We start from the raw sequence: 13,596 nt of genomic DNA on the forward strand, positions 1-13,596 counted from the left end.
ATATGGTTATTGTAGGTTGGATTTTATTTAAGCAACGCCTGGACCATTTTTTGATTCACAGCCTTCAGTGCGGGATCGTATTCAAATTTCAGCTCCGGCTCTTTCCCGTTAATGATATCCACAAACCCGTTGACAACCCGGTCCATGGCAAAGGAGCGTTCCCAATGCGCCTTGCCTACACCGCCCAGTTTTTCAGCCACAACTTTGTTAGTGATAATTCTGTGCATGATATCCGGGAAATTATTCAGCGGCGTGACAACACCACCGGCCTGTTCGTGTACCGATCCGCATTCCGGGGTGGCAATCCATGGAGTGCCGTGACTCATAGCCTGCAAAATAACCAGCGGACACCCTTCCCCGGCAGAGGCAAGCAGCAGTCCGTCGGCATCGCGGATGGCCGCAGAGGCAACTTCGCGGGGCTGGCGCGGCAGAACCGTAATACGTTTGTCTCCTTCAGCTGTCTTGCACACTTGCCGAAAATACCCCTGAACATGGGGACTGCCCATAATTGCCAGATGCCAGTCCCCTTTCAGATTATTGCTGACAGTCTGGATCAACGGGATATGGTTCTTTACCGGCCAGTAGTTTGCGACCATGACAAACAGGGGGACGTCCTCTGCCAGACCGATATGTTCCCTGAAATTAACTTCCGGATTTTCCTGCCTGATACCGTGCGGGATGAATTTAGACTCGACACCTGCAATGGTAAACAGCTGGGCATCGCATGATGATTCCGTAATACGGACGACATGGTCGGCCAGACCGATGCACTGGACAGTAAGCGGCAGTTGCCGGGAAACGGTCCAGGTACCGATATTGGCCAGGTTGATGATCGGCATGAAGATCATCTTGGGACGGGGCTGGGGCTGGGCAATTATATTCATACTCCAGCCATCCGGATGGCTGAGAATAACAACGGAATCATAATTGCCGTTCATGATCAGATTTATGAGCCGGGTGAGTTCTTCCTGACCGGCGTTGTTCAGGAGCCTCCAGTGATCGAATTCATGGATCTTTATTCCGCGCCAGCTTCGGGATTCCCGTTCTTTACGCCGGGTTGTAGCAACTTCAACAGCCATGCCGGCTTTGATTAATTCCTGCCCCAGATCACCGAGAAAGACTTCGATGCCGCCCAAAGACGGCCAAAAGAATTCACCAACCAACAATACTTTTTTCATCGCCCTTTCCAGTTGTTTCAGTTGCATTTATGAAGCCTACGTCAACCAGATATCTAAATGAAAGCAGCAAGTCAAAGAACAGATTGTAAATTGCTGATTACTTTGCAAAGTAGTTCTACTTCTATCTTGACTTGTCCTTTCCTGAGAAATAGCTTGTAGCTACTTTTATACCTTAAAAAAAGGCGGTGAATCTTGAGCTGCAACAATCGTTTATCTCCCCTCTTTATAGCCGAGGTATCCAGCAACCATGATTGCGATCTCGGCCGCTGTTACAAATTCATCGATACCGCCGCGCGCATAGGCTGCGGAGCGGTAAAATTCCAGCTGTTCAGGATAGACGAACTCTTTGCCCCGGAAATTCTGGAGCGCAGCGAAGACCACCGCAACCGGGTTCGCTGGGAGCTGCCGGAATCATTCATCCAGCCCATTGCCGAACGCTGCAGAAAACAGAACGTACTCTTCGGATGCACCCCGTTTTACCTTGATGCAGTTAAAATTCTGGCCCCGCAGGTGGACTTTTTCAAAATAGCCTCTTACGAACTGCTCTGGACCGAACTGCTTGAATCCTGCGCTGCCAGCGGCAAGCCTGTAGTGCTTTCCACCGGAATGGCCGATATGAATGAGATAGGGGCGGCTGTGGAGACCCTGCGCAAGGCAGGCTGCGCAGACCTGACCCTGCTGCACTGCGTATCCGGCTATCCGGCCCCGGTGGAGCAGGCCAATCTCGCGGCCATAGAAACCATGCGCAGGGAATTCAAATGCAAAATAGGCTGGTCTGATCATACTGTAAGCGAAGGTGTGGTCCAGCGGGCAGTGCATAAATACGATGCCCAGACAGTTGAACTGCATCTCGATCTGGACGAAAACGGGCCGGAATACGATTTCGGGCATTGCTGGCTGCCGCACCAGCTGGAAAGAATGATCGCCAATACCCGGCTGGGCGTGAACGCCGACGGCAACGGAATCAAAGCCCCTACGGAGGCAGAACTGCCGGACCGGGAATGGCGGGCAGATCCGAAGGACGGATTAAGACCCTTAAAATCAACAAGAAACACATGGAAGCCTTAAGTAAATGGCCAGTGCCGACGGTAAAATAAAAACTATTTCTGAACTTGCAGAAATCTCTGAAAAGTTGCGTGAAAGCGGCAAACGGATCGTACTCTGCCACGGCGTGTTCGACCTGCTGCATATCGGGCATATCCGCTATTTCAATCAGGCCAAGGAGCACGGCGATGTGCTCATGGTTACCCTGACCCCTGATCATTACGTAGACAAAGGCCCGGACCGCCCGGCCTTCACTGAAATCCTGCGTGCCGAAGCTCTGGCTTCACTGGGCGAGACCGACTATGTAGCCATCAACGAATGGGCCACTGCCGAGGAGACTTTGCGGGCCATCCGTCCCCATGTCTACGCCAAGGGCGACGAATTCAAAGACATCGACAACGACCCGCTGGGCAAGATCGGTAAGGAAGCTGATGTGGTCCGTGAGATCGAGGCTGAACTGGTCTTCACTTCGGACATTGTCTACAGCTCCTCCAACCTGATCAACCGCTACCTGAACCGCAACAGCGAAGAATTGGACGAATACCTGAAGATGTTTCGCAAACGCTACCAGTTGGACGACCTGCTCGATCATCTGGATCGCATGCAGGACCTGAAAGTTCTGGTCGTCGGCGACACCATCCTTGATGAATACCAGATCGCTTCCACTCTCGGAAAATCCTCCAAGGACCCAATTCTGGCCCTCAAGTACCAGTCCCGTGAACTTTACGCCGGGGGCGCACTGGCCGTGGCCAACCATGTGGCCAATTTTGCAGGGGAAGTGACCCTGCTTACCATGCTCGGTGAACACGAGCGGTACGAAGATTTCATCCGTGAAAAACTGGACCCGAAAATCAAACCACATTTTTTCACCCGTCCCAAGGGGCCGACCACTCTCAAACGCAGATTCATTGACAGCTATTCATTGAACAAGGTCATGGAAATCTACGTCATGGATGACAGCCCGCTGCCGGAGAGTCTGGAACAGGATATCTGCGCCGGACTGGACGAAATTATTTCCGAGTACGACATGGTATTGACTGCGGATTTCGGGCACGGATTGATCAGCCCTGCGCTGGTGGAACTGCTGACAGAAAAGGCCCCCTATCTTGCGGTGAATACACAGGCCAATGCCGGGAACCGCGGTTTCAACACCATCGGCAAATATCCGCGCATGGACTTTTTCTCGCTGGCCGAACACGAACTGCGTCTTGAAACCCGCGACCAGCTCAATGAACTGCGCCCCCTGCTTATCGAGACCGGAAACCGTCTGAAAGCAAACATTTGTCTGGTCACCCAAGGCAGCCGGGGCTGTTCGCTGTACAATCCGGCCAGCGAATTTGTGCGTATCCCCTCCTTCCAGTCCAATGTTGTGGACCGGGTCGGTGCCGGGGACGCGCTTTTCTCCATTGCGGCCATGTCCGCCTGCATGGGGCTGCATGAAGAACTGGTCGGTTTTCTGGGCAATATTGCCGGATCACTGGCCGTGCAGATCATGGGCAATGACCGGGCAATCGACAAACAATCCATGCGTAAATACATAACCGCGACCATGAAATAATATGAGCAGCAGATACCGCCAATTCGACCGCAGCAGACTTCAACTGCGCCCCATAGCAGAACGGGAGAGCCTGCTTGATACCGGGATTATTAAAACCCCGGAACCTTGCACAGAGATTCATCCGTCCCTTGAAATTATCGCCGAAGAGCTCGCTTTGGCACGGGATAAAGGCAAGGCACGCATACTCATGATCGGGGCGCACGTAATCCGCTCCGGGGTACAACGCTACCTTTTCGAACTCATGGAAACGGGGTTGATCAGCTGCATCGCGGTCAACGGGGCCTGCGCCATCCACGACTTTGAATTCGCGCTCTGCGGGCAGACCACCGAATCAGTGGCAAAATACATTTCCAGTGGACAATTCGGCCTCTGGCAGGAAACCGGACTGCTCAACGATATCATTTCTCAAGGCAATGCACAGGGGCTGGGTTTCGGAGAAGCCGTAGGCAGATATATCTGCGAACAGAAACTTCCCCATGCAGAGGCCAGCCTTTTCGCCAAGGGATATGAACTTGGTATCCCGGTGACCGTGCATGCCGGAATCGGTTATGATATCATCCATGAGCACCCGAACTGCAACGGAGCAGCCATCGGCGAGGCCAGCTACCGCGATTTCCTGATCTTCTGCGACCGGATGGAAGAGCTTGAGCAGGGGGTGGTCATGAATTTCGGCAGTGCGATCATGGCACCGGAAATCTATCTCAAAGCGTTAGCCATGGTCCGCAATGCCTCTTCCAATCCGATCTGCGATTTCACCACCCTCGTCTGCGACCTGCACGATCTGCCGGAAGACATCAACTGCGAAGCCCCGAAAAACGACGCCCGCTACTATTTCAGGCCGTGGAAAACCATGCTGGCCCGCACTGTTGCCGACGGCGGCAGGAGCTTTTATGTGCGGGGATTTCACGAACAGACCATCCCCCAACTCTGGACCGCAGCCGTAAAACTTCAAGCACGGGATAAAAACCTTGTGGAATAAACACACCCAGAATTTACAAACCTGTCTCAGTTCCATCGAAGTCAGCGGCAACGACTGCTGTCCCGACGGTTGCGATGAAGCTTTTTCCGTCTGGAAGGGAATGACCGAAGAGCTGCGCAAGCAGGGGAAAATCATCTACCTCATCGGCAACGGGGCCAGTGCCTCCATGGCCAGCCATTTTTCCGCCGACCTTGCCAAAAATGCCCACGTTCACACTCAGGTTTTCACTGATCTGGCCCTGATCACCGCCCTTGCCAACGACATTTCATATGATCAGGTCTTTGTTGAGCCGCTCAAACGCAGACTGACCGCGGACGATATGCTGGTAGCCATCAGCAGTTCCGGCAACTCACCGAACGTTGTAAATGCCTGCAGCCTTGCCGCTGACACCGGAGCCTCGGTAATCACCCTGAGTGCCATGTCCGCGGAAAACAAGCTGCGTTCCATGGGCGACATAAATTTCTGGCTGCCCGCTGAAACCTACGGCATGGCTGAAACCGGGCATGCCTGCATCCTGCACTACTGGATGGATTCAGTGTCCTTTCCCCCTGCATAAGGAACATGTATGAGCGATAATTTACGCATTGATTCCCACAAACTGCACCTGCACCCGGAGCGGGTGGCCCACTGGCTGGCTGGTGAAAATATCTATCCGCTGTACATGGAACTGAGTCCCGCCGGATCCTGCAACCACCGCTGCAAATTCTGCGGGCTGGACTTTGCCGGATACAAGCCCGATTTTCTGGACACGGAAATCATGACTGAAAGGCTTGCCGAAATGGGGAAGCTGGGAGTCAAAAGCATCATGTATGCCGGGGAAGGTGAACCCCTGCTCCACAAGGACATGGCCCGGATTATCCAAACCACCAAAGCCAGCGGCATTGACACGGCACTGACCAGTAATGCAGTGCTGCTTAACGGGAAAACCGCAGCCGAAATCCTGCCCTGCACCAGTTGGATTAAAGTCAGCCTGAATGCCGGAACCCCGGGAACCTATGGCCACATCCACGGCACGCAAGAAGAAGATTTCCAGCGTGTGCTCAAGAATCTGGAAAACGCCGCCGACATCCGTGAAAAACAGAACTCCGGCTGTACACTCGGCGTGCAACTGGTACTGCTGCCTGAAAATGAAGATGAAGTGGAGAACCTTGCCGGACTGGCCCGCGATGCGGGCATGGATTATCTGGTGGTCAAGCCCTACTCACATCACCCGCAATCCATCTGTACTGAATACAAAGACATAAACTATACGGACTGCAGTGAACTTGAAGAGCGGCTGCAAAGCTACAAGACGGACAGCTTCAACGTGATTTTCCGCAGCGCAACCATGAAAATATGGGACGGACAGAAACGCGACTACAAGTGCTGTAATGCCTTGCCGTTCTGGTCATACATTGATGCAAAAGGAAATGTATGGGGGTGCAGCATCTACCTCAATGAAGATAATTTCCTATACGGAAATATTCATGAAAGCAGTTTTGAAGAAATCTGGACCGGACCAAAGCGGACAGCTTCGCTCAAATGGTGTGCTGAAAATCTTGACCCCACCACCTGCCGCGTAAACTGCCGCATGGATAAGATCAACGCCTATCTCTGGGAGCTTAAGAATCCCGGTGATCATGTAAATTTTATTTAAGGCAGGGAGTTGATGCGCTTCGCGCTTTTGATATTTAATTTCGCCTCCGGCGGGCAAAGGGGATAATCCCCTCTGCACTCCCTAATAGGGGTTTGGGTTATGCTAATCGGAATTGACCTTGATAATACAATTATCTGTTATGACAATTCGTTGCATGGAATTGCCGTGGAACGTGGTTTGATTTCCAGTGATCTGCCGAAGGAGAAACGGGTAATCCGTGATCAGATCCGCGCCGTCCACGACGATATTGAATGGCAGAAATTACAGATAGCTATTTACGGCACCCACATGGAGCAGGCGGAATTGATGCCGGGAGCCCGGGATTTTCTGCTGCAACTGAAAAACCAGGGGATTAAATTCCAGATTGTCAGCCACAAGACCCGCTACCCTAATTACGGGGACAGCAAAGTTGATCTGCACGTAGCGGCAAGAGCCTTTTTAAAACGCCACAATTTTTTCTCGGAATCAGGGCTGGGGTTAAATGAAAATGACGTCTTTTTTCTGCCCACACGGTCAAAAAAGATAAAGACTATCCGCCAGCTGAAACACAATATTTTCATCGATGACCTGAAAGAACTTTATCTCGAAGCAGATTTTCCGCAACAGGTCACCAAGATACTTTTTTCCTCAGAGCAGGAAGTGGAGATTCCCGGTGTGATCGTCCTGCCTGACTTCACCAAAATCAGCGAATTTGTATTCAAGGGGATTGCGGATGGCAGATTCTGATCCCGGAGAGCTGGTCCGCTCCCTGAGCGGAGAACTTCCGGTTAAGGTTGCCCCCATCCGAGCCGGACGAAACAGCCGGGTCTTTCGCGTTGATTGCGAATCGGGCAAATCCCTGCTGGCTAAATTCTACCTTCAGCCCACTGCGGACGGACGCAGCAGGTTGAAACAGGAATGGGACGCTATCATATTCATGACCGGGTCCGGCATGGGCAAGATTCCTTCTCCTCTGGGATTTGATGAATCCCTTCAGGGCGCAATATTTTCTTTTATTCCCGGACCCCCTGTTGAAAACGGGACAGATCAGGACGTCCGGGAAATAGTCTCATTTCTCGCCAGCCTGAAAGATATTTCCATGCTCCCGGAAGCGACCCAGATACCCCGTGCAGCCGAAGCCTGCTTTTCGCCTGCGGAACTGGTTGATAATATCAAAAATAGACTAGCGCGACTGCAAGCTCTGCCCGCAGAAAACCGAATCTACAAGCGTATGCATTCATTTCTGGATGATAGGTTTTTTCCGGAATTTGATAGGTGCATCGGCATTGCAAAGCAACATTTCCCCGGAGAATTATGGCATGAGCAGCTGAAAAAAAATTTCAGAACGCTCAGCCCGTCAGATTTCGGTTTTCATAATGCGTTGCGAACTGAAAGCGGACTCGCTTTTGTTGATTTCGAATATTTCGGCTGGGATGATCCGGTTAAAGCTGCTGCGGACTTCCTGCTCCACCCGGCCATGGATTTGGGTGCGCAACAGATGGCTGTTTTCTTTGCGGGCATGAAAAACACCTTTAAATCTGATCAGAACTTCACCCGGCGTTTTAAAACCTACCTGCCCCTGTTCCGTTTGAAATGGTGTATGATCCTGCTTAACGAATTCATAAACCAGCACCTTGAACGCCGAGAATTTGCCCGTGGCAACGTCGGCAAACGTGAAGAGTTGCAGACGCAGCAACTTGAAAAAGCTGAAATTTTCCTTAATAAAGATTTACAGATACTAAGCGCATTAAATTTACAGAATTAATATAGCGGAGAAATAAATTGGACCAGCGTTCTAAGCAGCTCAGAAAAAAAATCGTGGACGTGCTCCACCATGCCGGGCGGGGCCATGTCGGGCCGTCCATGTCTCTGGTGGAAATGTTGCGCGTTCTTTATGATTCGGTTTTAAAATATGATCCCGCCAACCCGCTTCTGCCTGAGCGGGACCGCTTCATTCTCAGCAAGGGACACGGCTGTCTGGCCCTGTACGTGCTGCTGGCGGAAAAGGGATTCATCAGTGAAAAAGAGTTGTTCAGTTTCTGTTCCTTTGAAGGACTCGTAGGCGGGCATCCCACCACCAAAACTCCGGGAGTGGAGTTTGCCACCGGAAGCCTCGGACATGGTTTACCTTTTGCGGTGGGCGTTGCTGCTGCACTTAAAATCGACAATTCGGCAAGCCGTGTTTTTACTGTACTCGGCGACGGGGAATGCGGAGAAGGTTCAGTCTGGGAAGCAGCCATGAGCGCGGCCCGCCAAAAACTCTCCAACCTGACCGCCATTGTGGATTACAACAAGCTGCAATCCTACGGTCCCACTGAAGATATCTCCGGACTGGAACCTTTTGCCGACAAATGGGAAGCTTTCGGATTTGCTGTACGTGAGGTTGACGGACACGATGTCCCGGAACTGAAAAATGCTTTCGCGGACCTTCCTTTTGAAAAAGACAAACCGTCAGTCATTATCTGTCATACCGTTAAGGGCAAGGGCATACCTGCCGCAGAAAACAATCCCACCTGGCACCACAAAACAAAGATGTCAGCAGAAGATCACGCCATGATTATTAAGGGCATCGAGGATTACCATGCGTAAAGCTTGTCTGGAACAGGTCTACCAACTGGCAAAAAAAGATGAACGGGTAGTTTTTATCGGCTCGGATCTCGGTGCGGGTACCCTCTCTCATTTTCAGGAAGAGATGCCGGAACGTTTCTTCATGGAAGGCATTGCCGAAGCACACGCTGTGGGCATGGGCTGCGGGCTGGCTCATGAGGGTAAGGTGGTCTACATTAATACCATCCAAAGTTTTCTGACCAGACGCTGCTATGAACAGTTGCTGCTCGATGCCTGCCTGCACAACCTCAATGTGCGATTCATCGGAAACGGCGGAGGACTGGTTTACGCCCCGCTGGGGCCCACACACTGGGCCACCGAAGATATTTCCATCCTGCGGGTCATCCCCAACCTGACCGTACTTTCCCCGGCAGATGCCAAGGAAATGAATCGGCTCATGCCGCACACCCTCGATCATCAGGGACCGATTTTCATACGCCTTGCCAAAGGCTACGACCCCATTGTCACCGAAGAAAAATCTTTCGAATTCGGTAAGGCATACTCCTATCGCGAAGGCAAAGACGTGCTGCTCATGGGCTGCGGGGTCATGCTGGGAATTATGAAACAGGCTGGAGATCTGCTGGCCGCGCAAGGAATAGAAGCCTCAATACTGCATCTGCCGACCATCAAACCGCTGGACTCCGAAGCCATAGTCTCCAAAGCGCGGGAAACACGGGCGGTAATCACCGTAGAAGAAAACACCGTGCTCGGCGGACTCGGCAGCGCAGTGGCGGAAATCCTCGCTGAAGCCTGCCTGCCCAACCCGCTGCGCATGAAACGGATCGGGCTGCCGGATTCCTTCAGCGAAAACTACGGCTCTCAATTGCAGCACTTCGCCCATAACGGGCTGACCGCTGAAAATATTGTTGTAGAAACAAAAAAACTTTTAAAATAAAATTATGGCAAAACAACTCAACCTGATCACCCCGCTGCACACTTCCACCAACCGCGATTACTTGGAACGTATGAACGATTCCAAAGTGGAATGCATGCTCAAGGCCAAAGAATATGAATTTGACTATTGGGACGGAGACCGCCGCTACGGCTATGGCGGCTACCGCTATATTGAAGGATACTGGACTCCGGTGGCAGAGGGGTTGATCGAGACATACGGCCTGCAAAAAGGTTCCCGCATTCTGGATGTTGGTTGCGGCAAAGCATTCCTGCTCTATGAACTGCATAAGCTGGGCATGGATGTGCACGGCTTTGATATTTCCAGACATGGACTGGCCGGGGCCAAAGATGAAATCCGGGACAAATTGTTCACCCACCGGGCCGAAGAACCGTATCCATATGCGGACGGGGAATTTGATCTGGTGATTTCCATCAACTCTCTGCACAATCTGCCCGTTTTTAATCTCAAAAAAGCACTTGGAGAAATGGAAAGGGTCGCGCAAAATAAATTTCTGTGCGTGGAAAGCTTCCGCAATGAGCAGGAATTATTCAACCTGCAATGCTGGGCCCTGACCTGCGAATCGTTTTTCAGTAAAGAAGAATGGACATGGATTTTTAAAAATTTCAGCTACAGCGGCGATTACGAATTCATCTATTTTGAATAAACCGGAGACACAATGCAGCTTTATACCAATCTGAAAATTTTCCACTATCAGGACAAGCTCGATTCCCTGCCCCGCGAAGCAGACCGGGTTGAAGCTCCCATCCACATCCGCATAAAACCCACCAACGGTTGCAACCACAGCTGTTCTTATTGTGCCTACCGCAATCCGGAACTGCAGCTGGGGCAGGATATGTCCATTGCCGACCGCATCCCGACCCTGAAAATGAAAGAAATCGTAGCCGACTGTATTGATATGGGCGTAAAAGCGGTCACCTTCAGCGGCGGCGGAGAACCGCTCTGCTACCCGCAGCTGTCCGCAACCGCCCGTGACCTTGCCGAGGGCGGTGTCAGCATTGCCACACTGACCAACGGCGGACTGCTCAGGGACGAAATTGCCGAAATATTTTCCTCCATGGGCACGTGGATAAGAATATCCATGGATGGCTGGGACGGCCCCAGCTATTCCCGGTTCCGCTCCGTGCCGGAAGATGAATTTTCCAAAGTCATGGACAATATTAAAAATTTTAAAAAGCTGAACGGAAAATGCTTTCTGGGCGTCAGCTATATCATCAACCGCGATAATGCCGACCATGTTTATGAAATGGGCAGTAAACTGAAAGATGCGGGGGTGGATAGCATTAAATTCTCTCCCTGCGTGGTCAGTAACGACGGACACGAGAATAATCGCTACCATGCTCCGGTATTCGGCAAAATCAAGGAACAGACCCAGCGGGCCAAGGAAGATCTGCATGATAAAGAGTGTGAAATTTTTGATGCCTACCACGAACTGGATGAAAAATTCGGCAAACCGTACACATGGTGCCCCAACCTCCAGATTCAGCCGGTTATCGGTGCTGACCAGCGGGTCTACACCTGCCACGATAAAGCCTACAACCTTGATTCCGGAGTGCTGGGTTCCATAGCCGAGCAGAGCTTCAAAGATTTCTGGCAGGGCAACCCGGATAAATTCTACAAAATCAATCCCGGCCGGGACTGCAAACACCATTGTGTAGCCAACCGGACCAACAAACTCATCCACGAATACCTCAACGTCAACCCCGACCACCTGCCTTTTGTCTAGGAGTTTTTTTATAGATGAAGATTCTGGTTATCGGAGACGGTTCGCTAGGCAATGCGATTGCCGGTCAAATCCGGCAAAACGGGCATGAAGTTATCCAGACTTCGCGCAAAAATCCGGTGCTTATCCATTTCGAACTAAAAGATGAACCAAAGTTCACCAATCTACCCAATGCTGACTGGGCAGTGATCGGAGCCGGAATTTCAGGTTACAGGGAGTGTGCAGATCATCCCGAATCCCGGACCATCAATGTGGACCGGACCATAGAACTATGCAAAGCATTGCTCAAACGAGGAACTAAGATACTCTACCCCTCCAGTACCGCTGTTTTTGACGGGGAAAAAGCTATGCCCGCCCCGAAAGAGTCCACCTGCCCGGCTACGGAGTATGGACGCCAGAAAACCGATGTGGAAAATTTCCTGCGCAAATTCCCCGGACAGACGGCCATTGTGCGGCTGACCAAACTTCTGGACCGCAAGACCCCGCTCATCTCCGGCTGGCTGGATGACCTTGCCGCAGGGAATAAAATCACTCCCTTCAGCGACCTGAGCATAGCCCCGGTTCTTTTTGAAGACGCAGCACTGGGGTGCTGCCGGATTATGGAAGCGGACGCAGACGGCATATTTCATTGTTCCGGCCCGCAGGAAATCAGCTATCTTGAATTCGGACGTAAACTGTGCTCACAGGCCGGATTCGACAACACACTGATTGAGCCTGCCAGTTGCATGAATTTTCTGAACTACTGCCCGAAACACTCTGCGCTGGAGACAGCAGAGACAGAAGAGCTGATCGGGTTTAAATTTCCCCATGCGCAGCAGGTAATTGAGGAACTGCTTTGCCGCCGCTGCCTGCTCTGTGGAAGCACTGAACTCCGTTTTTTTGAACAATACAATTCCTTTCCCGGCATAACTTCGGACTGCAAGCCGTGGCCGCGGGCAGGAGAATTCATGATCTGCAAGGAGTGCGGACACCCACAGAAGAAGCTTTCCCCCCAATGGTTCAAAGATATCAACGGCATTTATTCCGGATATGAAATGTATCCGCTGAGTGCCGGGAATGAGCCGCTGATCTTTGATGAGCACGGTAAAGGCAGCCCCCGTAGCGGAATCCTGATGGACAAACTTATTTCAGCCCTGTCCTTGCCGGAGAAAGGCTCCGTGCTTGATGTGGGCTGCGGCAACGGCTCCCTGCTGCAACAATTTCATATGCGCCGCCCCAAATGGAATCTCTATGGACACGAACAGTCGGAACAAAGAGAAGAAATACTTCATTTGCAGGGAGTACAAAGCTTCTACTCAGGTCCGCTGAAAAACATCGGGCAGAAATTTGATCTGATCACCATGACCTATGTGATCGAACATCTTGTTGATCCGGTCGACGTACTCAAACAGCTTGGGGGGCTTTTACGCGAGGGCGGGCAGATAATGATCCATACCTCATCATTTGCGGACAACCCCTTTGATCTTATGGTCTGTGACCACTGCTCCCACTTCACACCGGAAACACTGGAATTTATGGCTGCGCAGGCAGGACTGAAGATCACTGCGAAAACAGACCCATGGCTGACTAAAGAAATAGGATTCACCGCCCGCAAATCAAATGGACGCCAAATCCGGCCGAAGCAGGGAACCGCAATACAAAGTCTGGCAGAAAAACTCCGCTGGCTTGACCAACTGGCCCGTAAAGCAGAGCAAATAAGTACTAAACAGGAAACAGGAATTTTCGGAACCGCTGTGGCCGGGACATGGCTGGGTGCGGTCCTCAAAGGCAATGTCTCATTTTTCGTTGACGAAGATCCGGGCAAACAGGGACAAAGACACATGGGGTTGCCCATTATAAGTCCGGCAGATATTCCGGCTGGGGCAGTAGTGGTAATGGGCTTTAATAAAAAACTGGGGACACACATCGCAAAGCGGATTCAGGCAGAACACCCTTTTATTGATTTTTTAATTTCAGATGAATAAAAAGGATCTTACGGA

At 51.5% G+C, this 13,596-nt stretch carries 13 protein-coding genes; 12 read left to right on the top strand and 1 reads right to left on the bottom strand.

Annotated elements, in window-relative coordinates; translation table 11 throughout:
- Window positions 1–23: 23 nt before the first annotated feature.
- On the bottom strand, window positions 24–1,178 hold the full coding sequence (locus FMR86_RS08460; protein ID WP_163350660.1) for a glycosyltransferase family 4 protein: 1,155 nt from the start codon (window positions 1,176–1,178) through the stop codon (window positions 24–26).
- A 192-nt stretch (window positions 1,179–1,370) separates the two neighbouring features.
- On the opposite strand from FMR86_RS08460, the gene FMR86_RS08465 reads away from it, so the two are divergent.
- From FMR86_RS08465 to FMR86_RS08520, 12 genes are all read left to right on the top strand, one after another.
- A complete protein-coding gene (locus tag FMR86_RS08465; RefSeq protein ID WP_163350661.1) occupies window positions 1,371–2,246 on the top strand; it encodes an N-acetylneuraminate synthase family protein in 876 nt (291 codons plus the stop codon).
- A gap of 4 nt (window positions 2,247–2,250) precedes the next feature.
- Complete coding sequence (locus FMR86_RS08470) at window positions 2,251–3,780, top strand: PfkB family carbohydrate kinase (protein WP_163350662.1); 1,530 nt, start codon at window positions 2,251–2,253, stop codon at window positions 3,778–3,780.
- 1 nt (window position 3,781) lies between these two features.
- Entirely contained in the window at window positions 3,782–4,759 is a 978-nt protein-coding gene (locus FMR86_RS08475; protein WP_163350663.1) for a hypothetical protein, read from the top strand.
- Window positions 4,749–5,315 (top strand): SIS domain-containing protein, encoded by a 567-nt coding sequence (locus tag FMR86_RS08480; protein ID WP_163350664.1) that lies wholly within the window; start codon window positions 4,749–4,751, stop codon window positions 5,313–5,315. Before FMR86_RS08475 ends, FMR86_RS08480 begins: the two co-directional genes overlap by 11 nt.
- A gap of 9 nt (window positions 5,316–5,324) precedes the next feature.
- Complete coding sequence (locus tag FMR86_RS08485) at window positions 5,325–6,395, top strand: radical SAM protein (protein WP_163350665.1); 1,071 nt, start codon at window positions 5,325–5,327, stop codon at window positions 6,393–6,395.
- A gap of 99 nt (window positions 6,396–6,494) precedes the next feature.
- Window positions 6,495–7,121, top strand: coding sequence for a hypothetical protein (locus FMR86_RS08490; protein ID WP_163350666.1), 627 nt, complete (start codon window positions 6,495–6,497; stop codon window positions 7,119–7,121).
- Window positions 7,108–8,139 carry a phosphotransferase gene (locus FMR86_RS08495; protein WP_163350667.1) on the top strand — a complete coding sequence of 344 codons (1,032 nt, stop codon included), beginning with the start codon at window positions 7,108–7,110 and terminating at the stop codon, window positions 8,137–8,139. Before FMR86_RS08490 ends, FMR86_RS08495 begins: the two co-directional genes overlap by 14 nt.
- A 17-nt stretch (window positions 8,140–8,156) precedes the next feature.
- Window positions 8,157–8,963 (top strand): transketolase, encoded by an 807-nt coding sequence (locus tag FMR86_RS08500; protein ID WP_163350668.1) that lies wholly within the window; start codon window positions 8,157–8,159, stop codon window positions 8,961–8,963.
- A complete protein-coding gene (locus FMR86_RS08505; protein ID WP_163350669.1) occupies window positions 8,956–9,876 on the top strand; it encodes a transketolase family protein in 921 nt (306 codons plus the stop codon). The genes FMR86_RS08500 and FMR86_RS08505 overlap by 8 nt, the downstream gene beginning before the upstream one ends.
- Before the next feature lie 4 nt (window positions 9,877–9,880).
- The gene (locus tag FMR86_RS08510) at window positions 9,881–10,540 is read left to right on the top strand and encodes a class I SAM-dependent methyltransferase (protein WP_163350670.1); all 660 of its coding nucleotides are present in this window, start codon (window positions 9,881–9,883) and stop codon (window positions 10,538–10,540) included.
- 12 nt (window positions 10,541–10,552) lie between these two features.
- Window positions 10,553–11,620 carry a radical SAM protein gene (locus tag FMR86_RS08515; protein WP_163350671.1) on the top strand — a complete coding sequence of 356 codons (1,068 nt, stop codon included), beginning with the start codon at window positions 10,553–10,555 and terminating at the stop codon, window positions 11,618–11,620.
- A 14-nt stretch (window positions 11,621–11,634) separates the two neighbouring features.
- Complete coding sequence (locus tag FMR86_RS08520) at window positions 11,635–13,581, top strand: sugar nucleotide-binding protein (RefSeq protein ID WP_163350672.1); 1,947 nt, start codon at window positions 11,635–11,637, stop codon at window positions 13,579–13,581.
- Window positions 13,582–13,596: the final 15 nt, after the last annotated feature.

The sequence above is a fragment of the Desulfovibrio sp. JC010 genome (assembly GCF_010470675.1).
Lineage (GTDB): Bacteria > Desulfobacterota > Desulfovibrionia > Desulfovibrionales > Desulfovibrionaceae > Maridesulfovibrio.